Here is an 18,103-nt window from a genome sequence, read left to right as displayed (position 1 = left end):
CTGCACGATCTGTTTGACTTTCCCACGTGCGAAGACTTACAACAGCAGCACAGGCGTGTAACTAGTTTTCTAGGCAAGACCTGAAGCTCTCCCACTCAACATCATGGGAAGAGCTTCAGGTCTTTTTTCGTTTCTGGATCAGGGGAATCGTCGTATGAGCCACACAGCAGCAGATAATAACGCGACAGCCTATGCCACTACCGCTGAAAAAATCATCACGTTAGTCGGTGGAATTGACAACATTGAGCATATTGAACACTGTTCTACACGGCTACGGCTAAGCCTTTATGACAACAGCCAGGTAAACCAGAACGAGCTGGAAAAGGTACCGGGCGTGCTGGGCGTTCGGGTTAACGTACAGTGTCAGGTGATTATCGGCAGCGAAGTGATGCAGGTGTACGAAGCGGTGCAGAACCTCGCGGCAGGTCGGAAGGAAACAGGCCGCGCCGCGCCAGCAAAAACCAACCGCACGGCTTTTGTTATTGATTTTATCATCAGCGTTTTTCAGCCGCTGGTGCCTGCGATTGCCGGTGGCGGCGTGCTCAAGTCGCTGTTACTGCTGCTGGATCTGCTCGGTTGGCTCACCAAAGACAGCTCAACCTACAAAGTGCTGGATAACATCGGTTCCGCTCCGCTCTATTTTCTGCCGATTCTGGTGGGCATCACCACCGCGATGAAGCTGAAAGTGAATGTGCTGGTCGCCGTTTCCGCCGTCTCTGTCATGGTGCTGCCTGCCATGTCGAAACAGCTGGCGGAAGGCGCAGAATTTCTCTCTCTCGACCTGAAAAACGTCGCTTACGCCTCACAGGTTTTCCCAGCGATTCTGTGCGTCATTTTCTATGCGCAAACCGAAAAGCTCTTCAACCGCTACTCGCCGAGCTCCCTGCGTATTTTCCTGTCACCGATGCTGTCGCTGTTGGTCACTGTTCCCGTCACGCTGTTGGTTCTTGGCCCGCTCGGTTATGAACTCGGGGCGGGTCTGGCTAGCGTGATCCTCTGGCTGTACAGCAAGCTGGGCTTTGTGGCGACGGGGTTGCTCGCCGCTGCACTGCCCTTCATGGTGGCGTCGGGGATGCATAAGCCGATGCTGCCCTATGCCGTGTCCTCCATGAGCCAGTTTGGTAAGGAGATGCTCTATCTGCCTGCGTCGCTCGCACACAACATTGCCGAATCGGGTGCCTGTATGGCGATTGCGCTCAAGAGCAAAGACAAAACGCTAAAATCAACGGCGATTTCAGCCGGTATTTCTGCCCTGTTCGGCATTACCGAACCCGCGCTATACGGAATTACGCTGCTGAATAAAAAGGCGCTCTACAGCGTGATTGCGGGTAGCTTGGTCGGCGGTGCGTTTATCGGTTGGATGGCGATTGAAGCCTTTGCGCTGGTTGGCCCCGGTCTGGCTAGCATCTCCATGTTTATCTCACCGGAAAACAGCTGGAACATCGTCTATGCCATCGCCGGTGCCGTGCTCTCTTTTGTCATCGCCTTTCTCTCCGCCCTGTTCCTCTGGCGAGAAGAGAAGCCTGTCGTCACCGTAGAAGAAAGCCATCACACGATTACCGAATCCCAGTTCACCAGCCCGATTGAAGGAAAAGTGATTCCGCTGGACAACGTGAATGACGAGATTTTCTCCAAACGCATTATGGGTGACGGCATCGCCATCATCCCAGAGAAAGGTGTGCTTTATGCACCCGCGAACGGCACCATTGAGAACGTATTTGAAACCGGCCACGCCGTCAGCATGCTCACCGATAGCGGTGCCGAGCTAATTTTCCATATCGGCATTGATACCATCAAACTCAATGGTCAGGGCTTTCAGCCGAAAGTCATGGCCGGTCAACAGGTTAATACCGGCGATGTCCTCGTTGAATTTGACCTCGATAGCCTCATCGCTGCGGGTTACGATCCCGTCGTCATGATGGTTATCACCAACAGCGAGCGCTTTCGCGTGATACCGGAAGCCACTGACATCGTCATCCATCCCCACACCATCATCATGACCTTAAAGGAGTCTGTGTAATGGATAAAAACATCGCATTCCCGGAACACTTTTTATGGGGCGGCGCGATTGCCGCAAATCAGGCCGAAGGCGCATGGAATGAAGACGGCAAGGGGCCGTCGGTCGCGGACGCCATTACCTGGAAGCCGAATCTCGATCTGAAAAATTACCATGCCCACATGGCGCTGACGGACGAAAATATCGCTGATGCGCTCAACGGAAAAAATGACGCGTTCTACCCCAAACGGCGCGGTATCGATTTTTACCACCGCTACCAAGGCGATCTGGCGCTGTTTGCCGAAATGGGCTTCAAGGTGCTGCGTGTTTCCATCGCCTGGTCACGTATTTTCCCGACCGGAGAAGACAGTGAACCGAATGAAGCGGGCTTACAGTTCTACGACAATCTGTTCCGCGAGATGCGCAAACTCGGCATCGAACCGCTGGTGACGCTTTCACACTACGAAATGCCGCTGGCGCTGAGTGAGAAATACAATGGCTGGGTGCACAGCAACGTGCTGGATGCCTTCGTACGCTTCAGCAATGTCTGCTTCGATCGCTATAAGGATCTGGTGCGCTACTGGCTGACCTTTAACGAGATCGACAGTATCCATCGCCACCCATTCACCACCGCGGGTATTCGCGAAGAGAAAAGCGCGCCGGGACAGGCCAAGCAGGATATTTATCAGGGGCTGCACCACCAATTTGTTGCTTCTGCCCTCGTGACCCGCGACTGCCATGAAAAAATCCCTGGCAGTCAGGTCGGGTGCATGCTGACCAAGCTGACGACCTATCCACACTCCTGTCGCCCGGAAGATGTCGAAGCCGCGCTGAAAAAGAATCTCGAAAACTACTTTTATGCCGATGTACAGGTGTTCGGTGAATATCCGCCGCTCATTAAGCGCGACCTTGAACGACGTGGCATTCACCTCACCATGCAGCCCGACGATCTTGCCATTCTTAAGCAACACACCGTTGATTTTGTGTCGTTCAGTTATTACATGTCACTCACTGAATCCACACAACCGGACGCCGAGAGAATCCCAGGGAATACCGTTCTGGGCGTGAAAAACCCGTACCTACCAGCCTCAGATTGGGGATGGCAGATCGACCCGGTCGGGCTGAAAATCTCCCTGCTGGAGCTTTACGATCGCTACCAAAAGCCGCTGTTTATTGTCGAAAATGGGCTGGGCGCAAAAGACGTTGTCGAAAACGGCAAAATCCACGATCCTTACCGCGTTGACTACTTCCGTTCACATTTCGAGCAAATGCGTGAAGCGATTGGCGAAGGCGTTGAACTGATGGGGTTCACCAGTTGGGGAGCAATTGACATCATCAGCGCGGGCACGTCACAAATGTCCAAACGCTATGGCTTTATCTATGTCGATCAGGATGACGAAGGCAACGGTTCGCTGGCACGTCTGAGAAAGGATTCGTTCTACTGGTATCAAAAAGTCATCGCCACCAACGGCAGCGATCTCACCTGACAGATAGGTTCAGCCGCAGGTTAGGTATGTAATGGCAGGGAACGAGAGTGACGAGGAATCTCGCGTGATTAAAGTGAAAAAAGCCTTAAACAACAGCATGCTGTTAGTCGATCATGAACAGCAGGAGATGATCCTGTTGGGTAAAGGCATCGGATTTGGTGCCAGACCCGGCTCATTGATTGATGTGACGCACGTTGAGCAGGTTTTCATTCCGCTGGAAAACCTGAAATCACGGCATTTCCTTTCCTTGACCGATACGATTCCTGCGGCTTTTTTTGACATCACCCATGAGATCGTCACGCTGGCGCAAAGTCAGTACGCCGAAAAGCTGAATTCGGTGCTGTTCTTTACGCTGGCGGAACATCTCTATTTTGCGGTTGAACGCTGTAAAACGGGCAACCACTTCATCAATAAGCTCAGTTGGGAAGTGAAACGCTATTACCAAAAAGAGTACGCCCTCGGCGTGCAGGCAAAAGATCGCGTGTCGGCGCGTTTTAACGTGACGCTACCCGATGACGAAGCCATCAACATCGCGTTTCACCTCATCAATGCCGCTGGCAGCGCCGAAATTGCCGATGCCCACCAGCAGGTTCAACTGGTGAATCGTCTGGCGGAGATTGTCCGCTACAAATTAAACAAGAATATCGATGTCAACGCCGTCGATTACCTGCGCTTTATCACCCATCTGCGCTATTTCTCCGAACGCGTGATTGCCCGCAAAATCGCACCGGGGCGCACGGACGATTTCTATCAGGAACTGCTGAAACACTACCCTGAAGCGATGGCGATCTCTTGGGCCATCAGGGATTACGTGCAGGAAAAATACAAGATGGCCTTGCCGAAAGAAGAGCTCACCTGGCTGACCATGCATATCAGCAGGCTGGCCGAAAGCCAGACGCCGTAGCAACAACCTTACTCAAGACAGCCAATCATTACAGTTTTTATCAAGATGCTGACAAATAAAACCGAGATCGCTCCTGAGGAGTGAGTATGTTGACTCCCATCACGATAGTGAATAAACCACGTTAATGAGATTGCAAACAAGAGTGATTATCATATATTGTTTTAGTCACCTGCCGAAAATATCTCCTTGTTTTATTCAGTTACGCATCACATTCACTCTGGAGAAGATAATAACATGTCAAAAACGCTGTCTGTTCTGCGCAAAAAAGCGCGCCTGCTGACGTTGGCCTCATCGATAATGGTTGCCTATGCTCTGCCTGCTGCTGCCGCAGATGACTCTCTGACGCTTTACACCACGCGTGAACCCGGCCTGATTCAGCCGCTGCTGGATGCGTTCACCAAAGAGACGTCGGTTAAAGTTAATACTGTGTTCATCAAGGACGGCATGCTGGAACGAGTGAAGGCAGAAGGCCAAAACTCACCGGCTGACCTACTGATGACCGTTGATGCCGGTAACCTGATCGATCTGGTAGACGCCGGTGTCACACAGCCGATCCAGTCCAGTGCATTAACCGAGGCTATCCCGGCGGCACTGCGCGACAAAGATAACCAATGGTTTGGTCTGTCAATGCGCTCTCGCGTGCTCTATGCGGAAAAATCGCTGCCTCTGACTGGCATTACTTACGAAAATCTGGCCGATCCGAAATGGAAGGGCAAAGTGTGTATCCGCGCGGGTCAACACCCTTACAATACCGCACTGGTTGCCGCGATGATTGCCCACCACGGTGAAGCCAAAACCGAAACCTGGCTGCGCGGTGTGAAAGACAATCTGGCGCGTAAAGCCACCGGTGGTGACCGCGACGTTGCGCGCGATATCCTCGGCGGCATCTGCGATGTAGGTCTGGCGAACTCTTATTATGTCGGCCACATGAAGAACGCCAAAGAAGGCACCGACGCCCGCAAATGGGGCGATGCCATCAAAGTCGTTCAGCCTACCTTTGAAAACGGCGGCACACACGTCAATATCAGCGGTGCAGCCGTTGCACGCCACGCGCCGCATAAAGATCAAGCCGTGAAATTGATGGAATATCTGGTCTCCGCGCCGGCTCAGCAGATCTACGCACAGGCAAACTATGAATATCCGGTTCGCAAAGGCGTCACGCTGGATTCCACCATTGGCAGCACGATTGGTGAAGTTACTGTGGATAGCATTCCGCTGACCGACATCGTTAAATTCCGTAAACAGGCCAGTCAGTTGGTAGATAAAGTTGGATTCGATCAATAAGACCAGTTCGTCAACCCTGCGCGGCGCCTTCGGGCGGCCGCGCCTCTTTTTTTCTCCGCTTCGCATCGCTGCCGTGGTCATTGCTCTCGGTGTTCTGGCCCCGCTGGTTTCCCTGCTTTGGCTAGCCGCTGGCGCAGGCGTCGGCCATTGGGATCACCTGATGCGCTACGTGCTGCCCGATGCCGCACTCAACACGCTGATTCTGCTCGTCGGCGTCGGTGCGCTCGTCATGGTGATTGGCGCAGGCTGCGCCTGGCTGGTGACGGCATTTGATTTCCCCGGCAGACAGTTCGTTAGCTGGGCGCTGCTGCTGCCGCTGGCGATGCCAACCTACATTGTCGCTTTTGCCTGGCTCGATCTGCTGCATCCTATAGGGCCGATTCAGGAAGCGATCCGCAGTGTGCTGGGCTACGACAGCCCGCGTCAGTTCCGCCTGCCGGATCTGCGCTCCATGACGGGCGCTATTCTGCTGCTCGGACTGGTGCTTTATCCGTACGTTTATCTAACGATGCGCGCAATGTTTATCAGCCAGCCCGCACACCTGCTGGAAGCCGCACGCACGCTGGGATTGAGCGCAACAGGCACCTTCCTGCACGTCGCCTTGCCGATGGCGCGCCCTGCGCTGGCCGTTGGCACCAGCCTGGCCTTGCTGGAAACGCTGAATGATATTGGCGCTTCCGAATTCCTTGGGGTCAATACGCTGACTGTGACGGTTTACACCACCTGGGTCACCCGTTCGGATTTACCCGCCGCTGCGCAGATTGCCTGCACGATGCTGACGGTGGTTATCCTGCTGCTGACACTGGAATATTACGGCCGGAAAAACCAGCGCTACGGCACCAGCCGACAGATGCGCGGCATTCTACCCGCACCGCTGAAAGGGGTACGCGCCTGGCTGGCGACCTGTGCGACCGTGTTGCCTATCCTGCTCGGCTTCATCGCTCCGGCCCTCTTTCTGGCATGGGAAAGTGCCAAGCGACTGGGCGATAGCGTGACGATCTCCGCTGGCCTGATACAGTCATTGCAGAACTCGCTTCTGCTGGCCGTTGGCGTCACGCTGGTCGTCACGTTTGTCAGCCTGATTATTGCGTGGTATGCCCGTCATTCCGCCATCGCTGACCGTTCACCGGAGCGCCGTCGCACCCTATTGAGAATTGCCTCGCTGGGCTATGCCGTTCCCGGTACGGTACTGGCGATTGGCATGCTGACACCCGGTATGGCGACGGATAATTTTCTCGCTGAATTGATAGGCTATAAAGGATTGCCGCTGCTTTCCGCCGGTATCCTGCTGGTGATCTGCTGCGCTATTCGCTTTATGGCGATTGGAATTGGTGCGCTTGATGCCGGACTGACGCGCATTCCTCCGGTGATGGAACAGGCATCGCGCCTGCTGGGCGAAAGTGAATTCGTCACCTTTTTCCGCGTGCATCTTCCCCTGCTTCGCCCCGCACTGGTGACCAGTGCGCTGCTGGTGTTTGCCGACGCAATGAAAGAGCTCCCCGCCACGCTGCTGCTGCGCCCCGTCAATTTCGAAACGCTGGCGACCGTTCTGTATGCCGAAGCCGCCAGAGGCACCTACGAAGAAGGAGCGATTGCCGCACTGCTGATTGTGCTGGCGGGTACGCTGCCCGTTGTGCTGCTGGCTCGCAGCCAGCTAAAAACGTCGGTTGAGAAAGAATGAAAATCATGAGGAAGAGTCAAGGTGTCTGAGGCTACACTCGTTCTGAATAATGTCCACGTTGCCTACGGGCACAAGCATAATGTTCATCACGTGCTGAACGGTTTTTCCATGGAAGTTGCCGCCGGTGAACTGGCCTGCCTGCTGGGGGCATCAGGATGCGGTAAAACGACGGCTTTACGCGCGATTGCCGGTTTTGAGCACCTGACTCAGGGAACGATTCACGTCGACGGGCGCTGCGTGGCGGGCCCAGACATGCATCTGCCACCGGAACAGCGCAACGTCGGGATGGTATTTCAGGACTATGCCCTGTTTCCCCATCTGACCGCCGCGCAGAATATTGCCTTTGGCCTGAGAAAACAGTCGAAAGATCTCCAGCAGTCGCGCGTCCGCGCCATGCTTGAGCTGGTCGATCTCGTCTCACTGGCACAGCGCTACCCGCATGAGATGTCCGGCGGACAGCAGCAACGTATTGCACTCGCGCGGGCGCTAGCTCCCCAACCCGCCGTGCTGCTGCTCGACGAACCGCTATCCAGCCTCGACCCCGACAGCCGCAAACGGCTGGGACAGGAAGTACGCGACATCCTACGCGATGCCGGACAAACCGCACTCTTAGTCACACACAGCGAACAAGAAGCCGAGCTGATGGCCAGCCATATTGGTTATTTGAAAGCAGGCACGTTGGAATGGCGGGAATGACGCTAGAAGTAGAGTAAACGATAAAGAGAATGGTAATGCGGTTCGATGAATTGAAATCGGCTTCTGATGTGAAGCCGATTTATTACTTACTTTTGAATCTGGAAGAGAATACCGATTTATTCCGTCGACGCCTTGTTTCACTATCCCTGTGCATTCCTGAATTTTCTACCAAAACAATATGTTCAACTAAGGCAACATCATCAGTTTTAGCTGCAGCGACAAGTTTTTTTCTCAGCGGAACGGTGGAGAGACCCGCTTTCTCTGCATTAGCGGAAAGCAATGCAGGGAGCATATCATTCATCGAACGCTCGAAAGCAACCATGTCAGCATCTGCGGCATCAGGGGAAATGTCGTCACCATAGAGTTCAGCAAGAGAAAACGTATTTCTCTCCCGTATGACTTCGGATTTTGATGACATAATCGCTCCTTAAATCTGGATATTTATTATACAGCGATGACATTAAGGTGGGCAAGTTTAGTGTAGGGACAGCGATGCGAGTTCAAAAATTCTGTCTCTGTTTTAATATTTCTGATACGAGTGACGTTAAATTTATTGGGTTGCGTAAAGTCTTTTTCACGATAATACACCGTAACCTGCACCCTTCCGGTAAATCGTTCATCTTTCAATACCTTCTTGATCGTCGAGCGACACTTCATGAAGTTATTCTTTAGTACACTCAACGGTACCTTACGCTTTCGCTGTCTGGCATACACCCAAGCGAGAGCAGGATCCAAATAGACATAATCAATAGCCGTTAAATAGCCACGTTCTAAAGCCAAAGAGAGATTAAACTCAGCGTTTTTAAAACTCGCAAAATTTGAATCCATGATGATGTCTAAGCCTTCGGCTGACGCTTTTATGTAGACATATTCAACAAGATTCGATGCTGCACACGCTGAAAGAGTGGCGCATTGGTTTCTTCGTAGTAAGGCAATAGCCGACGAAATTCATCAGCATCTATCACCAGAATATTAGAAAAAACGCGGAGCCTTTGGCGAATCAACTCAGACTTGCCAGCACCGGGAGAACCTGCCGTAAAAAATACGGCTGGGGTCACCGATTTCATCAGACCAGCAGTTATCGCGTTATAAACAATATCCTTTATCGCCTCAGCAACAGCCTCCGCTAACGCAGAGATTTTTATGTCATCCATGAATTCCCTTACCGTCATTCCTTATGATGCTTGCGAGGCAATATAACGAGTAGCCCAATAGAAACGGTAGGTTTAAATGAGAAAATGCACTGACCAAACGTAAAACTGGCATACGTCCCGCAAAACAGAGAGGCGCTATGCCAGATACGTTCACTATCACCTTGCGGCAATACGATTATTTCTATCCCTGCCTGTGCTTCTCCGCATACTCGGGACTGTTGATCCACTGGTGATCCGCTTCCCAGGTGAAACGCCACTGGCGCGTCGGGCCAGCCATCACATTCAGATAGTAGCTGTCATAGCCTGCAATGGTGGCGACCGGATGGTAGCCGCGCGGCACTTGCACCACATCTCTATCGTAGACCGCCATGCATTCATCTAATGAACGGTCATCGGTATAGACGCGTTGCAGGCAGAATCCCTGTTCTGGATTCAAACGATGGTAGTAGGTTTCTTCCAGATAGGTTTCCTGCGGCGGATTATCGACATCGTGCTTATGGCTGGGATAAGAGCTGGTGCAACCTTCATCGGTGTACACTTCGACCACCAGCAGGCTGTCTGCCGCTTTGTCCTCCGGCAAAATATTATGCACATAGCGCTGGTTATTGCCGACACCACGCTGCTCGGCGTCGATATCCTGCGGCGCGATCAGTCGAGTCGGATACGTGCCGAATCCCGGTGCGGCGCACACCGCCAGCTCCAGCGCCGTGTGTGCCGTCACCGTAATCGCCTCGCCAGTCGTGACATAGACCGCATAGGGCTTTTTGCGCTCGAACGGGCTCATTCGGTCACCAATTTGCTCGAAGCACTCGCTCGGCGTGAAGACCGTGGCTTTGCCGCTGACCAGCACCAGACAGCGTTCGTTATCGCTGGCGGGCAGCGATAGCACTTGTTCCGGTGCCAATTGATATACCTCGAACCCCACGTAGCGCCAACCCGCCGTTTCCGGCGTGATGTGCTGCGTCCGTCCGTGTTCGTCAGGGACACGATGGCGTGATAACAGTCGGGACATCTTTTGCCTCCTTATCTCCCCCGACTTCAAACTGCCTGCACGTTGATCTACTGGCAGCTTGAAGATGCGGGGGATATCACCACGAATCAGATCAATTCCGCCTGCTGGGCGAAACGCTGCAAATTATTGTAGCCCAGTGTTGCATAGGTGAGCGGATGTGCGACGGCAGGGTCCTGTTCCGCTTCGACCACTAGCCACCCGCTGTAATGATTGGCTTTCAGGATGCTAAACACCGCAGGATAATCCACGCAGCCGTCGCCCGGCACGGTAAAGACGCCGCTCAGCACTGCGTCCAGAAAACTGGTCTTGCGGTTTTTCACGTCTTTCAGCACGTCTGGACGAATGTCTTTGCAGTGAACGTGATTGATGCGGTTAATCCAGCGCTTCGCCACCGCCACCGGATCGGCACCCGCGAATGTAAAGTGTCCGGTATCCAGCAACAGCCCAACTTCCGGCCCGGTGTGCTCCATCAGGTTATCCACATCCTGTGCACTTTCAATCACCGTGCCCATATGGTGATGATAGGCAATCTGCACGCCCTGACTTTGCGTGTAGCGCGCAAACTCGGTCAGCTTTTTGCCGTATTCCGGCCAGCGCTCTTCGGGGAAACGTGGGCGCAGATGGACCGGTTTCTGTTGGTCGCCGTGAATCGCGCCCGTGACTTCGGCAAACACCAGCACCGTCGCACCGAGATCGCGCAACAGCGCCAGATGCCCCTGCACCGCCTCAATCTCTTCTTCTACTGAACGAGTAAGCAGTTCGCCGGAATACCAGCCGGAGACTAAGCGCAGATCGTGCGCTTGCAGGATCGGCCCCAGCACGCTGGTCTGGCGCGGGAATTTATTACCTAATTCAAAACCGGCAAAACCGGCCTGCCGTCCTTCGCTCAGACAGGTTTCCAGCGGGGTGTCCGCGCCCAGAGAAGGCAGATCGTCATTGGTCCAGGTGAGTGGATTAATACCAAGTTGAACGGTCATGTTATGTCCCTTTATTGAAATAAATAAAACGGGTTAACCGCGCTGACGCCAAACGGCGATCAGTTGCAGGTAGTTATGTTTAACTTGCTCAATCAATTCGGCGTCGTCGATCTCATTACGCAGCCACTTTTGCGCGGGCTGGGCAAACAGGGTGCGGCCGACGGCAAAGCCTTTGACAATCGGGAAACCCACGGCGGCGCTGAAGCCTTGTTGTAACGTTTCCAGCGGCGCATCCAGCCCCAGAATGACCACGCCCCGACAGTAGGGATCGCGCTGTGCCAGCAGCGGTGTGAGCTGTTCCCAACCTTCGGAGGACAGCGGAGGCAGTTTCCACCAGTCCGGCCGCACCCCGAGGTTGTAGAAGCGTTGAATCGCGCGCAGATAAAGTGCATCGCTATGCGGCATCCCCGCCGGCAGAATGACTTCGAGCAGCAGTTCATGGCCGGATTGACGACAGGCCTGATAGACCTCCATCACCTTCATTTCCTGCTCGCGCCGTAGCGCGTGAGCGTCTTCCGGGTGGAAGAACACCAGACATTTCACTACGTGCTCCAGCGGCCAGCTCACCAGCTGTGAACCGATATTGCCGCGCTCCATCATTAACGGGCGCGATCCCGGCAGCTCAATCGGTCGGCCAATCCACCAGCCTTTCCCGGTGATGTCATTCAGCGCATCCTGCCCGAACGTGCCGTCACACAGCAGACCGGCTTTACCTTCCAGCCCTGCCTGCTGTGCCGCGTCATAGCTGGCACGCAGAATCAGCTTTTTCAGTGCCGGAATACGGCTGATTTCCATGCCGCAGTTCAGCGCCATGTCTTCCAGTTGGCTGCGGTGATCGAACGCGATCACGCACAGTTCATGCCACTGTTTACGCCGTGTCGTAACGCGGTGCAGATGGTTAAGCTCTTCGTCCAGATCGGGACGCGGCACGCTCGCCGCCCGTGCTAAATAGTTATCCAGTTCGATCTTGCTTGGCATCGCTGGCGCACAGCCGTGGCGTGACACCACCAGCGCGCCGCAGGCATTGGCGTATGCACAGGCTTTCTCCCAGCCTTCACCATTGAGATAGCCACGTAGCAGTCCGGACATAAACGCATCGCCCGCTCCCAGCACGTTCAGCACATCCACGCGCACGCCTTTAATCGTGATGCCTTTATCCAGATGGTCAGGAATCGCGTCACTAAACACTGAGCAGCCCAGCGCCCCACGTTTGCACACCAGCTCCGCCTGCGTGTGCTGCCGCACCGTGCGCAGCGCCTGCAAGGTATCCGTGCTCCCGCCCGCAATGTGGAACTCCTCCTCAGTGCCGACAATCACGTCGAACAGCGACAGCACCTGCTGCAACTGCTCCGTAACCGCCTGCGCTTCAACAAAGCGGGTTTCTCCATCGCCCAGCGACGTCAGCCCCCACAGCACCGGACGGTAGTCGATATCCAGCGCCGTTTTCACCCCGTTGCGCCGCGCGTATTGCAGCGCCGTCAGCACCGCTTCACGCGTATTAGGGTGAGAAAGATGCGTGCCGGTAATCGCCAGACAGCGTGACGACGCGATGTAATCCTCGGTGAAATCCTCCGGTGAGATCGCCATATCGGCGCAGTTGTCGCGGTAGAAAATCAGCGGGAAGGTATCGCGATCTTTGATGCCCAACAGCACCAGCGCCGTCAGACGTTCCTTATCGGTAATCAAATGGCTGGTATCGCAGCCGACCTGATTCAGCTCTTCACGCAGGAAGCGTCCCATATGCTCGTCGCCCACCCGCGCCAGCATAGAAGAACGCAGCCCTTGTCGCGCCGTGCCGTAAGCCACGTTGCCGGACGACCCGCCCAGATACTTGGCAAAACTGCCCATATCTTCCAGACGCGCGCCGATTTGCTGCCCGTACAGATCGACAGCAACGCGCCCCATGCAAATCACATCAAACGTCTTTTCCTTACTCATAGCGGCCAATCCTGTAAAAAAGTCGCGTAAAAAAGCCTTATATACCCTAAATAATTCGAGTTTCAGGCAGGCGGCAAGCGAAGGAATCCCGATGAGCTTACTTGAGTAAGTGATTCGGGTGACTGAACGCGGCCAACGCACATGCAACTTGAAGTATGACGGGTATAAAAAGAAGAAATCACGTCAGCTGGCGTATTAGCCCACCTCATCCACATTCACCCAGCGCGCCGTTTCGTGTGACTGCACGATCGCATCCAGAACTCGCGAGACTTTCCAGCCCTCTTCGAAATCCGGCCACATGGGGACGCCAGCTGCAATACCGTCGATCAGATCGCGCACCTCTACCGTTTTCTGATCGTTGAATCCAATACCGTGTCCGGCGCTGGCGCAAAAAGCCGCATAGTCAGGATGCTGCGGCCCGGTCAGCAACGTTTTGAATCCCTGCCGGTTCTCTGGGTCGTCATGCCGATAGAGCTTCAGCTCCGCCATGCGTTCCTGTGTGAAACTCAGCGTGCCTTTGGTGCCCGTGACCACGTAGGTCAGACCCATTTTGCGGCCACAGGCGATGCGTGAGGTTTCAATCACGCCGCGTGCGCCGCTGGAGAAGCGCACCATCGCATGTGCTTGATCTTCATTCTCCACCTCTACTAATTCGCTGCTGCCCGGTGCCGTTGGACGCTGCGTAATCACCGTTTGCAAATCGCCGCAGACGCTGGCGATATCGCCCACCAGATACTGCGCCATGTTGACGATATGCGCCGCCAGATCCCCCAACGCGCCCAGCCCAGCCGTTTCTTTGAAACAGTGCCAGTCGGCCGGTTTGTTCGGATCGGCCAGATAATCTTCGTTATGCGTGCCGTAAAAATGCACCACTTCGCCAATCTCGCCGCTGGCGATAATCTCTTTGGCCAACTGTGAGGTCGGGTTCTTCATGTAGTTGAAGCCCACCAGCGTTTTCACGCCGGCCTGCTGCGCGGCATCGACCATTTCTCTGGCATCACGCGCGTTCAGCGCCAGCGGTTTTTCCGAGTAAACGTGCTTGCCGTGCTGGATGGCCGCCATCGCCATCGTTTTATGCAGAAAATTCGGCGCGCAGATATCCACCACGTCAATGTCTGGGTCCGCCACCAGCGCACGCCAGTCCCCCGTTGAGCGCTGGAAGCCAAACTCCTGCGCCCGTTTGGCTGCCAGTTCCGGCGACACTTCTGCTAGCATCGCCTTCACCAGATTGCCTTTCAGCGGGAAGACCGTCGGTGCCTGCGCGTAGGCGATAGCATGCGCACGACCGATATAGCCGGTGCCGATTAACCCAATGCGTACATCCTTCATATCCACCTCGGTGCGAAAAAAGAGTCGGTACGGGTGCGGCTCAGATAGCGCCGCGACGGCTCTTGGCGTAGGTGTCGAACGCCACGGCCAGCACGATAATTAACCCGGTGATAATCTGCTGGTAGTAAGCCGATACGTTCATCAACACCAGTCCGTTAATCAGAATCCCCATGATGATCGAGCCGATAATGGTGCCGCTTATCCGGCCGTAGCCGCCCATCAGCGATGTACCGCCAATGACCACCGAGGCGATGACGCGCAGCTCGAAGGTGATCCCCGCGACCGCTTCTGCGCTGCCGAGACGGGCGCTGAGAATAAAACCCGCCAACCCCGCCAGACAGCCAATCACGACGTAAACACTGACCAGTACACGCTGCACATTCACCCCAGCCAGACGCGCGGCTTCGGTGTTGCCGCCGATGGCGTACACGAAGCGACCCCAGCGGGTTTTATGCAGCGCCAGATAACCCAGCAAGGCGACCAGCGCGAAGATCCAGATCGGCACCGAGATACCCAAGATCTCGCCTCGTCCCCACCAGCGATAGCCGGGATCGAAACCGGCGATTGGCGCACCGTCGTTCATCACCAGCGTTAACCCGCGCCAGATCGTCATTCCGCCCAACGTGACGATAAACGGCGGCAGACGCAGTTTGGTGACACCCAACCCATGCAGGAAACCAATGAAGGTGCCCATCGCCAGACAGACGCCCAACGCGACCAGCCAGCTCAAGCCATACCAGGCATCAGGATCGACGGTGGTGAAGTTGTCGCCTTTAATCACCGAGGCAGCCGTGATGGCGCACACCGCCAGAATCGAGCCGACGGACAGGTCGATCCCGGCTGTCAAAATGACGAACGTCATCCCTACGGCCATGATCCCGTAGATGGAGACTTCGGTCAGGATGTTGGTGATGTTGCGTTCAGACAGGAAATTGCTGTTCTGCGACTGAAAGAAAATCAGCAGCAGAATCATGAAAATAAACACGCCAAAGCGTTCAAAAAAGGCAATCGGGTCAAAACGTCCACGCGGATTGGACGGCGTAATACTCTTAGAAAGCGGCTGCTGGGACATGCGTCACCTCCGTTATGCTGCGTGTAATGCGTCGTGGCAAATGGCCATCATCGTCATCAGTTTTTCTTCTGTGGCGTCATCGCCATGAATTTCCCCGCTGATCCGCCCTTCGCTGAGCGTGATAATGCGGTCGGAAATCGCCATGATCTCCGGCAGGTCGGAGGAAATCACAATCACGGCGACGCCCCGCTTCGCCATATCGAACAGCACCTGATGCACTTCGGACTTGGTGCCGACATCGATGCCGCGCGTGGGCTCATCCACGATCAATACTTTGGGATTCAGTGCCATACAGCGGGCAAGAATCACTTTTTGCTGGTTCCCGCCCGACAGCTTGCGCACTTCCTGCTCGCTGTTCACCATCTTGATGTGCAGCGCCTGACGGTAGGCCTCGATCAGGTCGTCTTCCTTACGGATGTCGACAAACCAGCGCCAGCGCATCAGTGATGAGAGATTAGAGAGCGAGATGTTTTCCCTGATCGAGAGCCCCAGCACCGCACCTTCTTTCTTACGGTCTTCCGGCACCAGCGCGATGCCTTGCGACAACGCATGCAGCGGCGTGGAGGGATAATAGGGTTCGTCATCCAGCACAAATTCACCGGTAGAGAACGCATCGGCACCAAACAGGCAACGCGCGATTTCCGTACGTCCCGCGCCCACCAGCCCGGCAATACCGAGTACTTCGCCCGCATGCACCTGGAAGTTGATGTCCTTCAGCGCGATGCCGTGCGCATCCAGCGGCGGTTTTTCCCGGCTTAAGCCCTTCACTGCCAGCCGTACTGGCTTATCCTGATGATGCGTTTCCGCAGGCGGACGGCGGTTAAACACCACGTCACGGCCGACCATCAGGCGAATAATTTCCTGCACGTTGGTGCTAGCGACATCCCCAGAACCGGTATAGCGGCCGTCCTGAAAGACGGTAAACCGATCGCACAGTTGGAAAACTTCGTGCAGCCGGTGCGTGACATACACCACGCTCACGCCGCGCCCTTTCAGCTCGCGCACCACGCGGTGCAGGCTATCAACTTCACTGTCGCTCAGCGCCGCCGACGGTTCGTCCATCACAATCAGCTTGGCGTTCAGCGTCAGCGCTCTGGCAATCTCCACCATCTGCTGCTGCGCCACGCTCAAACGCGCGACCTGCGTCGTCGGCGCAATGTTCAATTTCAGATAATCCAGCACCGCTTTCGCCTCGCGATTCACCGCCAGCGCATCCACGAATACGCTACTACGCTGCGGTTCGCGTCCCAGGAACATGTTCTCTGCCACGCTCATATTGGGCAGCAGATTAAATTCCTGATAAATGGTGATAATCCCCCGCTTTTGGCGCTCAACGGGCGATTCGAGCGGTAACAGCGTCTCGCCACCAAACCAGATATCGCCGCTGGTCTGCGGCTGCGCCCCTGCCAGCGCCTTCAACAGCGTCGATTTTCCCGCGCCGTTTTCTCCCAATAGCGCATGAATCTCTCCCGCCTGTACGGTCAACTGCGCGTTGCTCAGCGCCCAAACGCCGGAGAAACTCTTTGCCAAATTGGTAATGTTCAGTAGGGGTTCCGTCATGTTTACCTTCCTCCGGCAAGGCCGCGCGGACGCGGCCTGCTGAATACCTGTTATGTAGAGAGCGACTTATTTACCCGCTTCGCCAATACGCTCGGCATCGTTCAGGTTATCTTTGGTAATCATGGTCGGTTGGTAGTCGGCCCCGGTGATAGGCGCTTTACTACGGATGTTATTGGTCAACTGCGTCAGTGCGGTCGTCACCGCGTAGCCCGGACGTTGATCGGCAGTTACCGCCAACCAGCCGTCGCGTACGCGAGCCAGCGCTTCCGGCACGGCGTCAAAGCCAGTCACCATTACGTCACCGGGTTTTAGACCTTGCCCTTGTAACGCTTCAATCGCCCCCAGCGCCATGTCGTCGTTCGCAGAGAGGATCACCTGCGGGCGTTTAGGTAGCGAAGGAAACACACTTTCAACGATGCGCATCCCTTCGGAACGCATCCAGTTCCCCGTCTGGTCGGCGACGATGTGGTATTTACTGCCGCCTGCTTTCAGGCTGTCGCGAATCCCCTGCGTGCGTTCGATGTTAGAAGAAGAGCCTGGTTGACCGGTCAGCAGAATAATCTCTGCACCATTCGGGAATTTGGTTTTGACATAGTCGGCAATCGCCTGACCGCCTTTATAGTTATTAGCCCCAAAGTGCGGCACCGCTTTTTCTGTTTTTACCGAACGATCCAGCGTCACCACCGGTAGCTTGGCATCCTGAATATCGGTAACCGCGCTGGACACCGCGTTGACGTCATTCGGCGATACAACAAAGCCCTGTGCCCCACGCGTAATGGCATTTTCCAAGTCGGCGGCCTGCTTCGGTGAGCTACCCTGCCCATCCAACACCTGCAAATTCACGCCCAGTTCTTTGGCGGCTTTAACAGCGGTGCGCTGCATGTGTACTTCAAATGGCATAGCGAGATTCGGCGTACTGAAAACGATTTGTTCATTTTGGGCCTGAGCAAAACCAGACAGACCCAGTGCGATGGCGATTGCGGAAACGCTGATGATCTTTTTCATATGTCTTT

General features: G+C 55.0%; 16 protein-coding genes. 6 read left to right on the top strand and 10 right to left on the bottom strand.

The annotated features are described in order from the left end of the window. Positions 1-154 precede the first annotated feature (154 nt). The 6 genes from EDI29_RS10480 to EDI29_RS10455 all read left to right on the top strand — a co-directional run bounded on the left by EDI29_RS10480 (position 155) and on the right by EDI29_RS10455 (position 8,048). Entirely contained in the window at positions 155-2,020 is a 1,866-nt protein-coding gene (locus tag EDI29_RS10480) for a beta-glucoside-specific PTS transporter subunit IIABC (RefSeq protein ID WP_137740863.1), read from the top strand. Next, positions 2,020-3,483, top strand: a complete 1,464-nt coding sequence (locus tag EDI29_RS10475) for a glycoside hydrolase family 1 protein (protein ID WP_137740862.1) — start codon at positions 2,020-2,022, stop codon at positions 3,481-3,483. Before EDI29_RS10480 ends, EDI29_RS10475 begins: the two co-directional genes overlap by 1 nt. A gap of 64 nt (positions 3,484-3,547) precedes the next feature. Next, the gene (locus EDI29_RS10470) at positions 3,548-4,387 is read left to right on the top strand and encodes a PRD domain-containing protein (protein ID WP_137740943.1); all 840 of its coding nucleotides are present in this window, start codon (positions 3,548-3,550) and stop codon (positions 4,385-4,387) included. A 234-nt stretch (positions 4,388-4,621) separates the two neighbouring features. Then, positions 4,622-5,671 (top strand): Fe(3+) ABC transporter substrate-binding protein, encoded by a 1,050-nt coding sequence (locus tag EDI29_RS10465; RefSeq protein ID WP_039535423.1) that lies wholly within the window; start codon positions 4,622-4,624, stop codon positions 5,669-5,671. Continuing rightward, positions 5,655-7,352 (top strand): ABC transporter permease, encoded by a 1,698-nt coding sequence (locus EDI29_RS10460; RefSeq protein WP_137740861.1) that lies wholly within the window; start codon positions 5,655-5,657, stop codon positions 7,350-7,352. The genes EDI29_RS10465 and EDI29_RS10460 overlap by 17 nt, the downstream gene beginning before the upstream one ends. A 21-nt stretch (positions 7,353-7,373) precedes the next feature. Then, positions 7,374-8,048, top strand: coding sequence for an ABC transporter ATP-binding protein (locus tag EDI29_RS10455; RefSeq protein ID WP_137740860.1), 675 nt, complete (start codon positions 7,374-7,376; stop codon positions 8,046-8,048). A gap of 82 nt (positions 8,049-8,130) precedes the next feature. Here the strand turns inward: EDI29_RS10455 and EDI29_RS10450 are convergent, their stop codons facing one another. The 10 genes from EDI29_RS10450 to EDI29_RS10405 all read right to left on the bottom strand — a co-directional run bounded on the left by EDI29_RS10450 (position 8,131) and on the right by EDI29_RS10405 (position 18,095). Further along, a complete protein-coding gene (locus EDI29_RS10450) occupies positions 8,131-8,466 on the bottom strand; it encodes a hypothetical protein (RefSeq protein WP_137740859.1) in 336 nt (111 codons plus the stop codon). A gap of 26 nt (positions 8,467-8,492) precedes the next feature. Further along, positions 8,493-8,909, bottom strand: a complete 417-nt coding sequence (locus EDI29_RS23125) for a zeta toxin family protein (protein WP_395303346.1) — start codon at positions 8,907-8,909, stop codon at positions 8,493-8,495. Beyond that, positions 8,906-9,202, bottom strand: coding sequence for a zeta toxin family protein (locus tag EDI29_RS23120; protein WP_167494499.1), 297 nt, complete (start codon positions 9,200-9,202; stop codon positions 8,906-8,908). Before EDI29_RS23120 ends, EDI29_RS23125 begins: the two co-directional genes overlap by 4 nt. Positions 9,203-9,383: 181 nt before the next feature. Continuing rightward, positions 9,384-10,214: a 5-deoxy-glucuronate isomerase gene (gene iolB / locus EDI29_RS10435; RefSeq protein WP_137740856.1), complete on the bottom strand. Its 831-nt coding sequence runs from the start codon at positions 10,212-10,214 to the stop codon at positions 9,384-9,386. An 86-nt stretch (positions 10,215-10,300) separates the two neighbouring features. Further along, positions 10,301-11,191, bottom strand: a complete 891-nt coding sequence (iolE, locus tag EDI29_RS10430; protein WP_137740855.1) for a myo-inosose-2 dehydratase — start codon at positions 11,189-11,191, stop codon at positions 10,301-10,303. A 33-nt stretch (positions 11,192-11,224) separates the two neighbouring features. Then, a complete protein-coding gene (locus tag EDI29_RS10425) occupies positions 11,225-13,129 on the bottom strand; it encodes a bifunctional 5-dehydro-2-deoxygluconokinase/5-dehydro-2-deoxyphosphogluconate aldolase (RefSeq protein ID WP_137740854.1) in 1,905 nt (634 codons plus the stop codon). Between the two features lie 195 nt (positions 13,130-13,324). After that, positions 13,325-14,458 carry a Gfo/Idh/MocA family protein gene (locus EDI29_RS10420; protein WP_137740853.1) on the bottom strand — a complete coding sequence of 378 codons (1,134 nt, stop codon included), beginning with the start codon at positions 14,456-14,458 and terminating at the stop codon, positions 13,325-13,327. 40 nt (positions 14,459-14,498) lie between these two features. Next, positions 14,499-15,530, bottom strand: a complete 1,032-nt coding sequence (locus tag EDI29_RS10415) for an ABC transporter permease (protein ID WP_010281439.1) — start codon at positions 15,528-15,530, stop codon at positions 14,499-14,501. Positions 15,531-15,542: 12 nt separating this feature from the next. Next, positions 15,543-17,090 carry a sugar ABC transporter ATP-binding protein gene (locus tag EDI29_RS10410; RefSeq protein ID WP_137740852.1) on the bottom strand — a complete coding sequence of 516 codons (1,548 nt, stop codon included), beginning with the start codon at positions 17,088-17,090 and terminating at the stop codon, positions 15,543-15,545. Between the two features lie 66 nt (positions 17,091-17,156). After that, positions 17,157-18,095: a substrate-binding domain-containing protein gene (locus EDI29_RS10405; RefSeq protein WP_102116574.1), complete on the bottom strand. Its 939-nt coding sequence runs from the start codon at positions 18,093-18,095 to the stop codon at positions 17,157-17,159. Positions 18,096-18,103 lie beyond the last annotated feature (8 nt).

The sequence above is a fragment of the Pectobacterium polonicum genome (assembly GCF_005497185.1).
In the GTDB taxonomy this organism is placed as follows: Bacteria; Pseudomonadota; Gammaproteobacteria; order Enterobacterales; family Enterobacteriaceae; genus Pectobacterium; species Pectobacterium polonicum.
The sequence above is the reverse complement of the archived record's forward strand: the minus strand, read 5'-3'. Positions and strand labels throughout refer to the sequence as shown.

Bases quoted from the DNA above. Each gene is read 5' to 3' on its own strand.
- EDI29_RS10420 (WP_137740853.1), bottom strand. From the start codon at position 14,458: ATGAAGGATGTACGCATTGGGTTAATCGGCACCGGCTATATCGGTCGT.
- EDI29_RS10405 (WP_102116574.1), bottom strand. From the start codon at position 18,095: ATGAAAAAGATCATCAGCGTTTCCGCAATCGCCATCGCACTGGGTCTG.
- EDI29_RS10450 (WP_137740859.1), bottom strand. From the start codon at position 8,466: ATGTCATCAAAATCCGAAGTCATACGGGAGAGAAATACGTTTTCTCTT.
- EDI29_RS10475 (WP_137740862.1), top strand. From the start codon at position 2,020: ATGGATAAAAACATCGCATTCCCGGAACACTTTTTATGGGGCGGCGCG.
- EDI29_RS23120 (WP_167494499.1), bottom strand. From the start codon at position 9,202: ATGGATGACATAAAAATCTCTGCGTTAGCGGAGGCTGTTGCTGAGGCG.
- EDI29_RS10480 (WP_137740863.1), top strand. From the start codon at position 155: ATGAGCCACACAGCAGCAGATAATAACGCGACAGCCTATGCCACTACC.
- iolB (WP_137740856.1), bottom strand. From the start codon at position 10,214: ATGTCCCGACTGTTATCACGCCATCGTGTCCCTGACGAACACGGACGG.
- EDI29_RS10425 (WP_137740854.1), bottom strand. From the start codon at position 13,129: ATGAGTAAGGAAAAGACGTTTGATGTGATTTGCATGGGGCGCGTTGCT.
- EDI29_RS10410 (WP_137740852.1), bottom strand. From the start codon at position 17,090: ATGACGGAACCCCTACTGAACATTACCAATTTGGCAAAGAGTTTCTCC.
- iolE (WP_137740855.1), bottom strand. From the start codon at position 11,191: ATGACCGTTCAACTTGGTATTAATCCACTCACCTGGACCAATGACGAT.
- EDI29_RS10465 (WP_039535423.1), top strand. From the start codon at position 4,622: ATGTCAAAAACGCTGTCTGTTCTGCGCAAAAAAGCGCGCCTGCTGACG.
- EDI29_RS10415 (WP_010281439.1), bottom strand. From the start codon at position 15,530: ATGTCCCAGCAGCCGCTTTCTAAGAGTATTACGCCGTCCAATCCGCGT.